Annotated in this window: 14 protein-coding genes; 5 read left to right on the top strand and 9 right to left on the bottom strand. The window is 59.0% G+C overall.

Annotated features, from left to right (window positions below; all coding sequences use genetic code 11):
* Nucleotides 1–35 precede the first annotated feature (35 nt).
* The 4 genes from B195_RS05180 (at nt 36) to nhaA (ending at nt 4,615) form a co-directional block, all read left to right on the top strand.
* On the top strand, nt 36–635 hold the full coding sequence (locus tag B195_RS05180) for a short chain dehydrogenase (protein WP_003443138.1): 600 nt from the start codon (nt 36–38) through the stop codon (nt 633–635).
* 152 nt (nt 636–787) lie between these two features.
* Entirely contained in the window at nt 788–1,459 is a 672-nt protein-coding gene (locus tag B195_RS05175) for a COG3650 family protein (protein WP_003443139.1), read from the top strand.
* A 100-nt stretch (nt 1,460–1,559) separates the two neighbouring features.
* Nucleotides 1,560–3,170, top strand: coding sequence for an NAD(P)/FAD-dependent oxidoreductase (locus B195_RS05170; protein ID WP_003443140.1), 1,611 nt, complete (start codon nt 1,560–1,562; stop codon nt 3,168–3,170).
* A 263-nt stretch (nt 3,171–3,433) separates the two neighbouring features.
* Complete coding sequence (nhaA, locus tag B195_RS05165; RefSeq protein WP_003443141.1) at nt 3,434–4,615, top strand: Na+/H+ antiporter NhaA; 1,182 nt, start codon at nt 3,434–3,436, stop codon at nt 4,613–4,615.
* Between the two features lie 100 nt (nt 4,616–4,715).
* On the opposite strand, the gene B195_RS05160 is transcribed toward nhaA, so the two are convergent.
* The 6 genes from B195_RS05160 to dinG all read right to left on the bottom strand — a co-directional run bounded on the left by B195_RS05160 (nt 4,716) and on the right by dinG (nt 13,366).
* Entirely contained in the window at nt 4,716–5,180 is a 465-nt protein-coding gene (locus tag B195_RS05160) for a glycine zipper 2TM domain-containing protein (protein WP_003443142.1), read from the bottom strand.
* A gap of 187 nt (nt 5,181–5,367) precedes the next feature.
* Nucleotides 5,368–6,015: a pyridoxamine 5'-phosphate oxidase gene (gene pdxH, locus B195_RS05155; RefSeq protein WP_003443143.1), complete on the bottom strand. Its 648-nt coding sequence runs from the start codon at nt 6,013–6,015 to the stop codon at nt 5,368–5,370.
* 23 nt (nt 6,016–6,038) lie between these two features.
* A complete protein-coding gene (locus B195_RS05150; RefSeq protein WP_003443144.1) occupies nt 6,039–7,169 on the bottom strand; it encodes an OmpA family protein in 1,131 nt (376 codons plus the stop codon).
* Between the two features lie 109 nt (nt 7,170–7,278).
* Nucleotides 7,279–8,424 carry an EstA family serine hydrolase gene (locus tag B195_RS05145; RefSeq protein ID WP_003443145.1) on the bottom strand — a complete coding sequence of 382 codons (1,146 nt, stop codon included), beginning with the start codon at nt 8,422–8,424 and terminating at the stop codon, nt 7,279–7,281.
* Nucleotides 8,425–8,776: 352 nt separating this feature from the next.
* Entirely contained in the window at nt 8,777–11,128 is a 2,352-nt protein-coding gene (locus B195_RS05140; RefSeq protein WP_003443146.1) for a beta-galactosidase, read from the bottom strand.
* 93 nt (nt 11,129–11,221) lie between these two features.
* Complete coding sequence (gene dinG / locus B195_RS05135) at nt 11,222–13,366, bottom strand: ATP-dependent DNA helicase DinG (protein WP_003443147.1); 2,145 nt, start codon at nt 13,364–13,366, stop codon at nt 11,222–11,224.
* Nucleotides 13,367–13,464: 98 nt separating this feature from the next.
* On the opposite strand from dinG, the gene B195_RS05130 reads away from it, so the two are divergent.
* Entirely contained in the window at nt 13,465–13,929 is a 465-nt protein-coding gene (locus tag B195_RS05130) for a CopD family protein (RefSeq protein ID WP_003443148.1), read from the top strand.
* Nucleotides 13,930–13,993: 64 nt separating this feature from the next.
* Here B195_RS05130 and B195_RS05125 read toward each other — a convergent pair whose 3' ends face one another.
* The 3 genes from B195_RS05125 to B195_RS05115 all read right to left on the bottom strand — a co-directional run bounded on the left by B195_RS05125 (nt 13,994) and on the right by B195_RS05115 (nt 15,893).
* Complete coding sequence (locus B195_RS05125) at nt 13,994–14,752, bottom strand: hypothetical protein (protein ID WP_003443149.1); 759 nt, start codon at nt 14,750–14,752, stop codon at nt 13,994–13,996.
* Nucleotides 14,745–15,023, bottom strand: a complete 279-nt coding sequence (locus tag B195_RS05120) for a DUF1145 domain-containing protein (RefSeq protein WP_029612262.1) — start codon at nt 15,021–15,023, stop codon at nt 14,745–14,747. The genes B195_RS05125 and B195_RS05120 overlap by 8 nt, the downstream gene beginning before the upstream one ends.
* Before the next feature lie 177 nt (nt 15,024–15,200).
* A complete protein-coding gene (locus B195_RS05115; RefSeq protein WP_003443151.1) occupies nt 15,201–15,893 on the bottom strand; it encodes an OmpA family protein in 693 nt (230 codons plus the stop codon).
* Nucleotides 15,894–16,025 lie beyond the last annotated feature (132 nt).

Here is a 16,025-nt window from a genome sequence, read left to right as displayed (position 1 = left end):
CTCAACCCACACCCCATCACTGAAGGAACATGGCAATGAAGATTCTGTTGATCGGCGCTACGGGCACCATAGGTTCAGCCATTGACCGCGAGTTGTCGCCCCGCCATGAAGTCGTGCGCATTGGTCGCAGCAGTGGCGATTTCCAGGTTGATATCAGCAACAGCCCTTCGATTCGGCAACTGTTTGAAAAGACCGGTCGCTTCGACGCCCTGGTGTGCGCTGCAGGCAACGTCAATTTCGTGCCATTGGCCGAGATGAGTGAAAAAGACTTCACCCTGGGCTTGCAGGACAAACTGATGGGGCAGGTCAATCTGCTGCTGATCGGTCGTGAATTTGCTAACGACGGCGCCTCGTTTACGTTCACCAGCGGTGTAATCAACCGTGAGCCGATTCGTACCGGCAGCAGCGCAGCCCTGGTAAACGCCGCACTGGATGGCTTCGTAAAAGCCGCGGCGATCGAACTGCCCCGCGGCCTGCGGGTGAACTCGGTGAGCCCTACCGTGCTGACCGAAGCCATGGGCAAATATGCCGCATACTTCCGCGGATTCAAGTCGGTCGCAGCAGCTGACGTGGCGTTGGCCTACGCCAAAAGCGTAGAAGGCCTGCACACCGGGCAAACCTATCAGGTCGGCTAATCGACCAGTCCCTTTGCAGGGGCGGGCTTTGCGGATCAAAAAATCTCGAACGGGCATGCTCGCGCAGGGCCTGCCCGGCGGAAAAAAAGATCGCCCCTTGTGCAGCACTTCGCGCCTAAGTAACGTGGCAGCACTAGTCAGGAGTCTCAATGATGCGTGCTGCTCGTTCCTTGGTTTTGTTCGCCCTGTTGCCCCTTTTTGCGGGCTGCCAAATGTTCAACAGTAAACCCGCTGACAGCAATGCCGGCATGACCCGTCTGCAAGGTGAGCTGGTTTCGGCCAATGGCCAGTTAATTTTCCAGCCATGCGTCGGGCAACAGCGCTATGTGGTGCGTGACAGTGCCAGTACCACCCTGGTGCAAGACGCCACGGACATGCCTGACAAGCCCGGCAAGTTGTTCGCCGACATTCGCGGCAGCTTTGTCACCGGTAAAGTCCCCGGCACTGACGGCGAAGTTCAGCTGCAACAACTGTATCGCCTGGAGCGCAACAGTTCCGCCTGCAAAGACCCCAACTTCAAACAAATCACCGTGCATGCCAACGGCAATGGCCCGGCGTGGGAAGTCCAGGCAGGCGCCAAGGGCATGGTGCTAAAACGCGAAGGCCAGCCACAACTGGCACTGCCTTTTGTTGAGGAACAGGTCGGCGACGGTCGCTTCTCCCTGTCCACAGAAGCCAACAACCAACACATCGAACTCTGGGTCGCCCCGCAACGCTGCACGGACAGTGTCAACGGCAGCATTCAGCATCTGGGCGCTGAACTGCGGGTCAACGGTCAGGTACAGCGTGGTTGTGGCTACTTCGGTGGCGCACGTAACGACTAAACGACAAATGTTGCTGACGGTCTGACCTCCAGGCAGCTTATAATCGCCGGTTCGCGTTAAGGCTGCCGGGGTTTGCCTGGCCCCTCTATTGGACACTGTCATGTTACGAATTACCGAACTCAAGTTGCCGATCGACCATCCCGAAGAAGACCTGCGCCCTGCCATCGTGCAGCGCCTGGGCATCGCCAGCGATGACCTGCTCGATTTCACCTTGTTCAAGCGCAGCTACGATGCGCGCAAAAAAACCTCCGAATTGTGCTTCATCTACACCATCGACCTGAGCGTGCGCGATGAAGCCCCGCTGTTGCTGCGGTTCGCGGATGACCGCAACGTCAATCCTGCTCCGGACGTCAGCTACAAAGTTGTCGGCCACGCGCCCCAGGATTTACGCGAACGCCCGATTGTGGTGGGTTTTGGCCCATGCGGTATTTTCGCTGGCTTGCTGCTGGCACAAATGGGCTTCAAGCCGATCATTCTTGAGCGCGGCACTGAAGTGCGCCAGCGCACCAAAGACACTTGGGGCCTGTGGCGCAAAAACGTCCTGAACCCCGAATCGAACGTGCAGTTTGGCGAAGGCGGCGCCGGGACCTTCTCGGACGGCAAGCTCTACAGCCAGATCAAAGACCCGAAACACCACGGTCGCAAAGTGCTGCACGAGTTTGTCAAAGCCGGTGCGCCGGACGAAATCCTCTATGTCAGCAAACCGCACATCGGTACGTTCCGTCTGACCGGCGTAGTCGAAAACATGCGCCAGCAAATCGAGGCGCTGGGCGGCGAGGTACGCTTCCAGCAACGCGTTACCGACGTATTGATCGATGACGGACACTTGACCGGTGTGGTCCTGGCCGATGGCGAGCAACTGAACTCGCGGCACGTGATCATGGCCCTGGGCCACAGCGCCCGAGACACCTTCCGCATGCTCCATGAGCGCGGTGTGTATATGGAGGCCAAGCCGTTCTCGGTGGGCTTCCGTATCGAGCACCCGCAGTCGTTGATCGACAGCGCGCGCCTTGGCAAGTACGCCGGTCACCCGAAGCTGGGCGCCGCTGATTACAAGCTGGTTCACCACGCCAAAAACGGCCGCTCGGTCTACAGCTTCTGCATGTGCCCCGGCGGTACAGTGGTTGCAGCCACCAGCGAACCCGGCCGCGTCGTGACCAATGGCATGAGCCAGTACTCGCGTAATGAACGCAATGCCAACTCAGGCATCGTGGTCGGCATTACCCCCGAGGACTACCCGGGTGGACCTCTGGCCGGTATCGAGTTGCAAGAGCGTCTGGAGGCCCACGCCTATGTGTTGGGCGGCAGCAACTACGAAGCGCCGGCGCAATTGGTTGGCGACTTTATTGCGGGCAAGCCGTCCACCGCACTGGGCAGTGTTGAACCGTCCTACAAGCCGGGCGTATCCCTGGGTGATTTGGCACTGGCTTTGCCGGCCTACGCCATTGAAGCCATCCGCGAAGCCTTGCCGGCATTCGAGAAGCAGATCAAAGGTTTCTCGATGCATGACGCGATCCTGACCGGGATCGAAACTCGCACCTCATCGCCATTGCGCATGACCCGCGACGGGTCGATGCAGAGTCTCAATGTCAAAGGCCTGTTCCCGGCTGGCGAAGGCGCAGGATACGCCGGCGGAATTCTGTCGGCGGGCGTGGATGGCATCCGGATTGCCGAAGCCGTTGCCCGGGATATTCTCGGTATCGAAGCCTGACCCTGTACCGCTGCCGCCAGGCTTCGACAAGGGCTGTTACGCAGCCCTTTTCAGCTCCAGGCAGCGGTACAGTTTGATCCACAGGACAGTTCCTGCAGTCTGCTCAAACTCAACGCGGCTCCATTGGGCACTCAACTGCTAGGCTCTTTGTCGAAGTGAGATCAACGCGTTGTTTGAAACGAAAGCCAACCCGGTTTTTGTTTTAACCAGCGGGTTCACAAGTCCGGGTCTCGCACCCCATAACTATCCGATGGAGAGCCACCTTGCCTCTGCGTAGCACTTTCACTCGTTTCTTTCAGTTGGAAGCTGCCAGCGGTCTGTTGTTGATTGCAGCTGCGGCTCTGGCTTTGATCATCAACAATTCACCGCTTTCCCACTACTACACAGCCTTTCTTGACGTACCGGTGGCCGTGCAGATCGGTGCCTTGCAAATCGCCAAGCCCTCGCTGCTGTGGATCAACGATGGCCTGATGGCTTTGTTCTTTCTGCTGATTGGCCTGGAGGTCAAACGCGAACTGCTCGACGGACAACTGTCCAGACCATCCCAGGTAGTATTGCCCGGTGCAGCCGCAGTTGGCGGCATGGTAGTGCCGGCACTGATTTACTGGTACATCAACAAAGATTTCCCGGACGCCCATGGCGGCTGGGCAATCCCGATGGCCACTGATATTGCCTTCGCCCTTGGGGTGCTGGCCCTGCTCGGCAAACGTGTCCCGGCGTCACTCAAACTGTTCTTGATGACCCTGGCGATCATTGATGATCTGGGCGCAATCATTGTGATTGCGGTGTTCTACACCACCGAGCTGTCAGGGGTATCCCTGATGCTGGCTGCGGCGTGCCTGGTGCTTTTGATCGCGATGAACCGCATGGGCGTGGTCAAGATCGCCCCTTACATGATCATCGGACTGATCCTCTGGGTATGCGTGCTTAAAAGCGGCGTGCATGCCACGCTGGCGGGTGTGACCCTGGCATTCTGCATCCCGCTGCGGACCAGGAACTCCGAACCGTCACCACTGATGGGCATCGAACATGCGCTGCACCCCTGGGTGGCTTACGGGATTTTGCCATTGTTTGCTTTCGCCAATGCCGGCGTCTCGCTGACAGGCGTCAACCTGCACAGCTTTACCCACCACGTGCCGATGGGGATCGCCACAGGCTTGCTGCTCGGTAAAACCCTGGGCGTGTTTGGCTTGACCTGGATCGTGATTAAAACCGGCTGTGCAGCGCTGCCGGCCGGTGCTAACTGGGGTCAGGTGTTTGGCGTAGCGATTCTGTGCGGTATCGGATTCACCATGAGCCTGTTTGTAGGCTCCCTGGCGTTTGTGGCGGGAAGCAGTGATTACGTGGGAATGGACCGCATGGGCATCCTGACCGGCTCAATTCTGGCGGCGCTGATTGGCTACGGGGTTACGGCGTTCTTTAGCCGTAAACAACAGGTCGCCTGACCTTGCGCGAGCCCGCTCCCGGATAAGGGTCATAGACAAACAAAAACCCCGGCCAGTTCGCACTGGCCGGGGTTTTGTTTTTAGCGGTGTCGCCTGGGCGTTACTGGGTAACGCGGCTGGTACCGTCAACAGTCATGATGCGTACACGCTCACCGGTACGGAACACCTGGTTCGGCTCAACCTGCTGCACGTAGGCACGGGTGCTGCCGTCGTCTTCACGTACGGTGATTTCTACACCCTGGGTCTTGGTCAGGCCCGACTCGGCTGCCGAGCCCAGCAGGCCACCAGCTACTGCACCGATAACGGCGGTCACGATGCTGCCACGGCCACCACCGATAGCACTGCCACCAACGCCGCCGATGACAGCACCTGTTGCAGCGCCGATCGGGGTTTTGGTGCCTTCAATCTGTACCGGACGCAGGGCAACGATGGTGCCCATGCGAACAGTTTGCACGCGGCGCGCTTCATCGCGCGAGTAGGTGTCGCCGGTCAAGCTCGAGGTGCAGCCGCCCAACAAAACTGTCATGGTCGAAAAAGCAGCAACTAACAGTACGGACTTACGCATAGGATCAACTCCAAAAGATCAGGGATACATTAAACTCTGCAGCCGGGTACATGTCACCGCGCGGCGCAGATAAACAGCCTTTATTCAGCGCCTGTACAGTCTCGTCAGGCCTGACAACTCTCTAAAAACTCGTGTAAGGGTAGCGCGTAATTACCGTTTTGCATTACGCAGCTTCCCGGTAGCGACTTCAGGGCGCCAGCCGCTCAAGGGTCCAGCGAGCTCCGTCAAAACGATAGTTCAGCCGGTCATGCAGACGGCTTGGACGCCCCTGCCAGAACTCGATGCGCTCGGGCAATAACCGATAACCGCCCCAGTGTTCAGGACAGTGCGGCTGGGTCTCGCTGAAACGCGCCTCTGTGGCTTCAAGCAGCCCGATCAACTCTTCGCGACCCGCAATCACCTGGCTTTGTGGCGAAGCCCAGGCCCCGATCCGGCTACCCAACGGGCGAACCTGATAGTAGGCATCGGACTCTTTCGCCGACACCTTGATCACCTGACCTTCGATACGCACCTGGCGCTCCAGGGTAGGCCAGAAAAAGGTCATCGCCGCAAAGGGACATGCAGCCAATTGCTGGCCCTTGGCGCTGGTGTAGTTGGTGAAAAAGGTAAAACCCTGATCATCCAGACCTTTAAGCAGGAGCACCCGACAATGCGGGCGACCCTGTGCATCGACCGTGGCCAGGGTCATGGCGTTGGCTTCGACCGGTGGCTGCTCGGTTTTGACCGCGTCACTGAACCACTGATGAAACAGCGCGAAAGGCTCATCCGGAGCCTGAGCCTCGGTCAGCCCGTCACGGGTGTAATCACGGCGCATATCTGCCAGCGATTGAGTCATGAGCCAATCCTTTCCTGAATCAATCAGTTCTTGGCCTGATCGTTAGCAGCAACCTTTTTACTGGTGTCGGCTTTAGCCACTACCGGCTTTTTGGCTGGAGCAGCTTTCACTGCCTTTTTAGCCGGGGCTTTAGCCGGGGCGCCTTTTTTGGCAACCACCGCTTTCTTGGCAGGAGCAGCCGCTTTTTTCGCAATCGACGGCGCAACAGCCGGCTGCACTGCAACCAGATCAGATGGCGACAAGGCAGGCTGGCTGTATTTGCTGACCAGCGCGACCATGGTCGCTTGCGGAGTCATGAGGATTTCAACCCGGCGGTTCAGTGCACGACCTTCATTACTGTCGTTGGCTGCACGAGGCATTACCGAGCCCATGCCACGCAGGGTCAGACGATTGCTCTGCAGGCCGCTCATGCGGAAGATAGCCGCCACTGATTTGGCACGATCCAGGCTCAGTCGGGTGTTGGCTGCCATGGCGCCTGTGGCGTCCGCATGGCCAAGCACCAGTACTGCAGTTTTGGGATCGCCTTCAACCACTTTGGCCACACGTGTGAACGGGCCAAGCATGGACGGCATCAACAAATCCGGGCGTGTAGCCTTGAACGAGCTATCAGCCGAGGCCACGATCACCAGCAAGCTTTCGCGACGCTCCAGTTGCAGGTTGGTGTCTTTGATTGCTGCACGCAAGCGAGGCTCGTACTCGTCCAGCCAGGCCTGAGTGATTTTCGGATCTGGCATTGGAATCACGCCAACCGTTGCGGGCTTGCTGTCTTTGGCAGCGCTATCAAACGGCCACCACCAATTCTTGGTCGATGTTGTTGCAGGAGCTGCGGCGCCAACCACTACCTTTTCTTTCTCCGCCGGGGCATCTTTTTTGGCCGAGTCGGAACCAAATGGCCACCAGCTGAAAGCGCTTTCTTTGGCTTCGGCTACAGCAGGAGTCGCAGGCGCTGCGGCAGTTTTGGCGACCGGCGCAGTTACTTTAGTGTCTGCAGGCTTGGAAGGTGCGCTGGCGCTTTTATCGGAAGGCGTCGACGCTTGGTCGGAAGAGCCCAGCTGCCACCATTTGTGGCCACCTGCGGCGTCATTCTGTGGAGTTTGTGCACAACCGGTAATTGCCAGGCAAAGAGCCAGAGCGAGGGTCTTATTAGATGACATTGAATATCCACACAATGAATTAAGAATAAAAGGCGCTATGCCTACATAAAAAAACGTATTAAACGCATAAAAGCTACAGGGTTCCGACCTACGGCCTACAAATACCCGGTTATAGACACCTCGCCAAGACTTTAACCAGCTTTTGCGCCCGTGGGTCCATCAATACATAAGGCCCAAGTGTATTAGTAACAAAGCCAAAAGCCACATCCCGCTCCGGATCGGCAAAGCCTATCGACCCTCCTGCCCCGGGATGACCAAACGCCTTGGGGCCCAAGCCGAAGGTAGCGTTGGCTACATCCGGTTGATCCAGCATGCAGCCCAGCCCGAAGCGAGTCTGCGTCAGCAAGGTTTTATCCGGACCGATGCTGTGCTCACGGGTCAATTGCCCGAGCATTTCGGCTTCAAGCAAACTGCCATCCAGCAAACCGCTGTAGAAACCGGCCAGGCTTCGGGCATTGCCGTGGCCGTTGGCCGCCGGCTGCTCCATCCGCCGCCATTCCGGCTTATTGGTGCTGGTCATGATAGACGGCGGGTTGGTGAATGCCCGAGTGCTGATCGAAGCCGGCTCATTCATCATCGCTTTCAACAGGCGTTGCGCTGCCGCATCGCCCATCGTGCCTTTGCTGCGAGCAATATGGGCCACCCGGTAAAACTCTTCATCCGCCAGCCCGATATGGAAATCCAGCCCCAAAGGCCTGGCGGTACGCGCCATTATCGATTGGCCCGCACTGCGCCCGTCGGCCCGACGAATCAACTCGCCTACCAACCAGCCATAAGTGATTGCGGCGTAACCATGCCCTTCACCGGGGGTCCACCAGGGCGCTTGCGCGGCCAGCGCATCTACCATGGTCTGCCATTCATACAAGGCAGCCGCCGGCATTGATTCACGTATTGCCGGCAAGCCGGCGCGATGGCTGAGCAACTGGCGCAACGTGATCGACTCTTTGCCCGCAGCAGCGAACTCAGGCCAATACCGGGCAACAGGCACATCGAGCTCCAGCTTGCCCTCTTCTACCAACTGCAACGCAGTGACTGCGGTAAAGGTCTTGGTACAGGAAAACAGATTGGCAATGGTGTCGGTGTGCCAAGGTTGCTCTGCGTCCTTGTCAGAGGTGCCGGCCCACAAATCGAGCACCGTTTCGCCGCCGATCCGGATGCACAGTGCCGCGCCGCGTTCTTGCGGATCATTGAACAGATCGGCAAACGCCTCACGTACTGCTTCGAACTTAAGGTCGTGAAAACCCTGAATCTGCACCCGCACCTCCTGAATCAAGCATGGCTCTACAAGGCATGCATTGTTCCAGTCCCTGTGAGATTTTGAAACAGAGCAAACCGCTACCAACGCACAATTTTTGTGCATTACGCAGTCGGCGCAGAAGGTATCAGCGTGAGAGTGGATTTTTTGTGAAATCCCTGCCGAACAGTCGTAGCGGGCCCGAATCGCATGCGTGCACGCTGAACGGCTTCGACCCCACTTGCCCACCTCCCTTTTGCATCCATTTCGAAGCCTCCATTCAGTTGAATGGAAGCTCCAGGTTTTCAAATGCTATCTAGAAGGGCGCAGGCCCCCTGAAGCGACGCAGTGACTCGCCGCCCGGTTTCGCAGATCAGTGACCTTTACCTGAATGACCGCCGGCATGGCCCGGGCCAGAGCTTCCAGCGCTGCCATCCTGAGGTGTATGCACCGGGGCTTTGGCGGCCTGGTCAGCATCGACCTGGGCCTTGGCGGCCTCTTGGCCGAGTTGATCGAGGACCAGCAGGTTGGTTTTACGCACGCTGTCGACAAAGCCGGTAAACGGCAGGTCGGTGATACCGATCATGCCGAAGTGACCATTCTCGCCATCGAGTAAACGGCCGGTAACCGGCTGATCCAGGTACTGGAACCAGTGCACGCCGACAATCGACGGCTCAGCCACTGCCTGCTTGAGAAACCTGGCATAGGCCGGACCGCGGGCTTCTTCGCTGGCCACTTCGGTCATGCCGCCCCAGAACGGGCCGCGGTCGCGGGAGCCAAAGTTGAATTCAGTGATCATCACCGGCTTGTCCAGTTCGCGCAGTTTGGCGAAGTCATAACCGTCCTGCGGCTGCAGGGTATAGAAGTTGAAACTCAGTACGTCGCAATACTTGGCGCACGAGGCCACGGCTTCTGGTGTGCTCACGGCAAAGCGGCCGCCCAGCAGCAAGTGATTCGGGGCATGCCACTTCAGCGAGTCGGAAATGGTCTTGAAATAGGTATCGGCGAAGACCTTTTGGAAATACTGATAATCCGCTTCAATTTCCGGGTGCTCGGCGTTGGGCAGCGGCGCCTCGAAACCCGGGTCTTCCATCAGCTCCCACGCCGGGATATCGACACCCCAGGCTTTGGACAGGCCTTGCTGGTTACGGTACTTGTCGCGCAACTGCTTCAGAAATGCACGTTTGGCCGGTACGTCCGTGGTCAGCCGCAAGGTGCCCAGGGCCAGTGCATAGCGTGATGCCGGATCATTACCGGGGCCGGCCCAGGCCAGTTCGTTGTCCGCGAAATAACCGATCAGCCATGGGTCATCCCGATGGTCGCGGGCAGCAATCGCCACTGCGCGCTCGGTGGCCATGGCAAAGCGCGGGTCAAACGGATCGGGCATGCCGCCCCACCAGTCGGCACCCGTGCTGATGCTGGCGTAGTCACCGACTATCGACAGCGGCAAGGTGTAAGGCACCCGATCATTGAGCCCCAGTTCGGGATCGCTCCAGTTGCCGATGGTGTTAAAGCCCCAGGCTTGCAGGCGATCCAGGGCGTGTTCCTGCCAGCGCTTGGCATCAATAACTTGTGGCGCACATGGAATAACAGGCTCGGCCCCGGGGACTGTTTTGCCGGCGTCGCAAGGCTGCGCGTAAATCCGTTGCAGGTTGGCGCCATAGAAGTTGTACCAGCGGCCAACGTTGTAACCTCGCCCCTGCGCGGAACCGTTACCGTTGTTGCTGTTCGATGAACCGTAATAACCGGCCAGAGGCGCCCCCTGCTCGGGCAGATCGGTGAACATCCACTCACGCCCGGCAACGTAGGTCTGGCTATCGTTGGCCGTCACGGCATTCAGGCCCAAGGAATAAAACGGATGGCCTTGCGGGGTCACCAGATTCCAGCGTCCATTGCGTTTTTCGGTGTAAAAAAAGCCGGTAGCCTTGAACCCCGGACCTTTGAGCGAACCGCCAAACTTGTCCTGATCCCCCCGTTTGGCCAGCCAGCCCTTGAGCAACTGCTGTTCTTTGGCAGCGGCGGCTTTGAGCTGTTCATCATTGGCCACTCGCTCCGGCCACTTGGCCCGGGTCGACTGGCCGTAGCCATCCACGATCGAGCCGTATACGGCCTTGATCACACCGGCATCATCCTGCACGCCAAAGCGTTCGAGCAAAATGCTTTGCGCGGCATTGGGTTGCGGGATGGACAAGGTGACCGATACCACCTGGCTGAGATCAATCGCACCTTGGGTGCTGGCCAGCAAGATACGTTGCCCGTCGACAGTCATCGGCATCGGCGGTCCCGCGCGCATACCCTGGCTGTACGGCGAATTAGCCTGCAACGGCAGTAACAGGGTTTGCGCCGGTCCCGCAGGTAAGTCGACCCGGCTGGTGAGGGTCTTGCCGTTATTGCTTTGCACGGTCACATCGAGGGTGAGCGCCCAGTTCATCGCATTCTGGATACGCAGGGTCATCATCCCCGACTGCGACCAGTCCCATGCGCCGGTTTGCGGCGTGAGACGCAGGCTTGGCGCAGCAGCCGGGTTAAAGGTCACGCGGCGCAGCACTTCACCTTCCGCCGTTTGCTCCGCGTTGTATTGCGGCAAGCTCGCATCCACGGTCGCCACTTGCACCACATCGGCAGGACGAACGAAGTTGAACAAGGTTTGTTGACCGGCAGGTGCCGCCAATAGCGGGGTCGTGACCAGCAACGCAAAAACAGCAGACAGCGAACGGCGAATCATATGGATCAGGTTCTCCCAAACGGCCGAAAACAGCCTGTGAGGTGTTGAAGAAACAGCATAGACAGCAAAGCCGGCAAAGACGCCGGCCCGGGCTTAAGAAATTTCGCGACGGAAAGGCGGCAAGGCGTTGAGGATGGCCTTGCCATAGCGCTGGGTGACCAGCCGCCGGTCGAGCAATGTAATGGTGCCGCGGTCCTGTTCGGTACGCAGCAGACGGCCGCAGGCCTGAACCAGTTTGAGCGAAGCATCCGGCACCGAAATCTCCATGAACGGATTACCGCCCCGCGCTTCGATCCACTCGGCCAGCGCCGCTTCCACAGGATCATCAGGCACCGAAAACGGAATTTTGGCGATTACCACGTGCTCGCAATAGGCGCCGGGCAAATCGACCCCTTCGGCAAAACTGGCCAGGCCGAACAGCACGCTCGAGTCCCCGCCATCCACCCGTGCCTTGTGCTTGTTGAGGGTTTCCTGTTTCGACAGGTTGCCCTGGATAAACACCTGCTTGCGCCAGTCGCGCTCCAGACCGTCAAACACGTCCTGCATTTGCTTGCGCGAGGAAAACAGCACCAGCGTACCCCGCGAGCCTTCTACCAGAGCGGGCAAGTCGCGAATGATCGCCGCGGTATGGGCCACGGCATCCCGCGGGTCAGCCTTGAGGTCCGGCACCCGCAGGACACCGGCGTCGGCATGATGAAACGGACTCGGCACCACTGCCGTGACGGCGGCTTTGGGCAGCCCGGCACGCATGCGGAAACGGTCAAAGGTGCCCAGCGCGGTCAGGGTGGCCGATGTGACCAGGGCTCCGTAGGCCACGTTCCACAAGTTGCGACGGAGCATTTCCGCGGCAAGGATGGGGCTGGCATTGACCTCGATATCAAACAGCGAACCACTTTCAGCCAGGGTCATCCAGCGCGCCATGGGCGGGTTGTCCTCGGGGTCTTCGGTGGTAAAAGCGGTCCATAACTCCCAGTTGCCCTGGGCGCGGGACAGCAGGCTGCCAAACAGCGGATACCATTCTTCGGCCTGGTTGCTGGTGATGCCAATATTGACCTCGCCGTCCATGCCGTCCTTGAGAATTTCTGTCAGACGGGTGAACAGGTCGGTCAGACGCGAAAAGCCTTTCTTCAGCTCGATCCCCATTTCACGCATGTGATCGGGGATCACGCCGCCGATAAAGCGATGACGCGGGCGCTCACGACCTTCAGGCTCTTCGCCCACTTTGAAGTCGGCCACCTGCTCACAGGCAGTGAACATGAACTGCTGCTGGGCCTTGATCTCTTTCGCCAGCTCCGGCACCTGCTCCAGCAAACGCCCCAGGTCACCCGGCAGCGGATGCTGGGCAAGCAGTTTGGTGAGATTTTTGGCCGTTTGCTCAAGCCAGTCGGCCGTTGAGCGCAAACGGGTGTAGTGGGCGAAATGGCCGATGGCCTTGTCCGGTAAATGGTGACCTTCGTCGAACACGTACAGCGTGTCACGGGGGTCAGGCAGCACTGCACCGCCGCCCAGCGCAAGATCCGCCAGAACCATGTCGTGGTTGGTGACAATCACGTCCACCTTGCTCATGCCTTCGCGAGCCTTGTAAAAGGCGCACTGGCCGAAGTTGGGGCAATGCCGGTTGGTGCACTGGCTGTGGTCGGTGGTCAGGCGCGCCCAGTCCTGGTCTTCCAGGGCTTGGGGCCAGCTGTCGCGATCACCGTCCCATTTATTACCGGCAAGCTTCTCGATCATGCTGGTGAACAGCTTCTGACTGGCCTCATCCACTTCGATCTTGAAGCCTTCTTCCTCGAACAGCTGCGCCGTCGCGGTTTGCGCGTGGCCTTCTTGCAGCAGCATGTCGAGTTTGGACAGACACATATAACGCCCGCGGCCTTTGGCCAGCGCAAAGCTGAAATTCAGCCCGCTGTTACGCATAAGGTCGGGGAGGTCTTTATAGACGATCTGCTCTTGCAGGGCCACGGTCGCCGTGGCGATAACCAGACGCTTGCCGGCGGCCTTGGCCGTAGGGATGGCGGCCAGGCTATAGGCGACAGTCTTGCCGGTACCGGTGCCGGCCTCGACGGCGACCACAGCCGGTTCGCCACTGCGGTGGCCTTCTTCATCGGTATCGATATCGCCCAGCACTTTGGCCACTTCGGCGATCATCAAACGCTGGCCGTAGCGTGGTTTGAGGCTCTTGGCTTCGAGAAAACGCGAGTAAGCGCCCTGGATCTGGGATTTTAGTTCGTTACTAATCATGGTTCTTCGGGCGCGAGAAACGCTGGATAAATTTTCAGTGGTTCGAATGGCCGCTATCATACCCCGCTAATTCATCCTGCGCCGCACGGAGTACCCCAATGACCGCCTTTAGCCTCGCCTACAGCCTGCATTTACTGGCCGCCCTGATCTGGGTGGGAGGAATGTTTTTTGCCTGGATGATCCTGCGCCCGGCAGCTGTGACGGCCCTTGAAGGCCCTGTGCGGTTAAAACTATGGGTAGAAGTGTTTCAACGGTTTTTTGTCTGGGTATGGCTGGCGGTGGTGATTTTGCCGATAAGCGGTGTAGGGCTGCTGCAGATGCGCTTCAGCGGTTTCGAAACCGCCCCGCGTTATGTCCAGATAATGATGGGCTTGTACATTGTGATGGTGGCGCTGTTTATCCGGATTCAGTCTCTGCAACTGCCGGAGTTGCGCAAAGCCGTGCAGGACCAGCAGTGGGCCGCAGGTGCGGCGGTCATGGGCCGGATCAGGCGCCTGGTGGGATGTAACTTGATCGTAGGGCTGGTGCTGGTAGCCATTGCGGCGGCCCGCCCCATGTTTTAAGGGCTGCCCTGCCGGGAGGCCGGGCTTCCCGGCAGGGCTCTAGATCAAAGGTGGCGTATTACCGTTACAAACGCTCAATGGTCACCATGCCGGCGGCTCCAGCATCGCCCGGTTGTCCGGCCAGCCCCGGGCGACCGGATTTTCCGCCGTCGGTACGGTACACAATGCAACCCTTGGATTTGCCACCAGCGCCCGCACGCCCGGCTTCGCCCGGCTTGCCCCCTGCCCCGCCATCCACACGCACGCTGATCAGCTCCGCCGGGTAGTCGCGCGGCAGTTCAACCCGTACCCGTGCACCCGCAGCACCCGCCTGACCATTACCTCCGTCGTCGCCATTGGCCCCGGCACCCGCCGCACCCCAGGTACAACCCGGCGCCTGGCCATTACCACCATCAAGCCCGGAAAAACCCGGCGCACCCGTGCCGCCACGGGCATCAATGAGCAATTGCGGTGCTTGCAGCGATTCAATCCGTACACTCAGATCCCGTGCCGCTCGGGCAGGCTTTTCAAAGGTGCCCGGAGCCCCTCGGGCATTGATTTGACTGCCTTCGTCAAACTCGGCCCGGCCAACCCGCAGCTCGATGCCAGGCTCGGCAGGCACCAGGGTGATGCGCGCCTCGCGCCCCAGGTGCAACTGGTCGATGTCGACCCGGGTGACGCCAGCGGGAATCAGCAGCGTGCCGTAGTCCGCCACTTCGAGTTTTTCCAGCTGCAACACACTGGCGTTACCCGGCAGGCGCATCAGAGAGTTGGCTTGCACCATGACCACGTCGGCATGGGCAAAAGGGCTGCACAAGGCGGCCAACAGACAAAGTTTACGCATGGCTGTCGTCTCGCTTTGAAGAAGTACCAAGGGTTTGCACGTGAAGGATTCCAACCAGAAGGATGTAAAGGCGATCACGCCAAGGGTGCGGACGGTCCCTCAGACTGCTGTTGAACAACAGCAATTCAAGTACATGGGTCAGCAGTAGCAGACTGCCAGCCAGATTAATCAGTAAATCGAGCGGGTTGATCAGCGGCTTGTAAATGTTGCTCAGCGCAATCCCCCAGAACAACAGCATCAACACTTTCCCCAGCCCCCTAAGTACCTGCATACCCCTGCCCTTTTATGTTTTTCTTTGAGCGCACATTAACGGCTTGCAGGAGGCCGGCGCCAGTGAACCTTGCAAAAAAACAGCCCGGGGTTGATTGGTCTGATCAAATCCGGGCGCCCTGCGGACCTTGAAGATATCGTTCTGGCCTGAGGCTTTCGCCAGAGCGCCGAGGCAGGTTTAACGAATGATTTTTATCTCGGTACGACGGTTCAGGGCACGGCCCTCCGGGGTTTGATTACTGGCCACCGGATTCGACTCTCCGGCGCCGGCCACGGATACGAACTGGCTGCGTGGTATACCGCTGCTGATCAGGTACTCGACCACAGAGTGCGCGCGCTCTTTGGACAGTTTGAGGTTGTAAGCTTCCTTGCCCACGCTGTCGGTATAGCCTGTGACTTTAAGCTGAGCATTGGCCGCGTCTTTTTTCAGCCGCGTCGCAATCACATTGAGTTTTTCCTTATCGGCGGCCGTCAGCCTGGCCGAATTGAACTCGAAGTGAACATCACGTACCACGATGGTTTCTTCTTTAACTATCACCACCTCTTCAACCACCACAACCGCCACTATCGGGCAGCCTGCGGCATCGACCTTCACCCCTTTCGGAGTGTTCGGACATTGGTCACGGCTGTCCGGAACTCCGTCGCCATCCGCGTCGCCATCGCCGTGCACCCAGCAGTAAGCCGCGGCCATGCCGGCACCGAATACCGCACCGCCGCCCGCCCAGGCGGTACTGTTTATCGCCCCCAGCGCCGCTCCGCCAACGCCACCTACAGCAGCACAGGTAGGCCAGTCGGTTTTTTGCAAACCGGCGCAACCCGTTAATACACTGGTGAGAACAATCAAAGGTACGGCTGTCCTGATGATGCTCATATGGGGTCTCTCCTGGGGGTCGGCATTGGGCCGATGCCCCGAAAGTAAAGACCGCGCCGGGGTTATGCGCCAGCAAAGGCAATGCACGGACAAGTGCCCACTAGGCCCCGGGGCTTCAGCACGCTAGTCTTG

The organism is Pseudomonas sp. Lz4W, from assembly GCF_000346225.2.
Taxonomy (GTDB): Bacteria; Pseudomonadota; Gammaproteobacteria; order Pseudomonadales; family Pseudomonadaceae; genus Aquipseudomonas; species Aquipseudomonas paraversuta.
The sequence above is the reverse complement of the archived record's forward strand: the minus strand, read 5'-3'. Positions and strand labels throughout refer to the sequence as shown.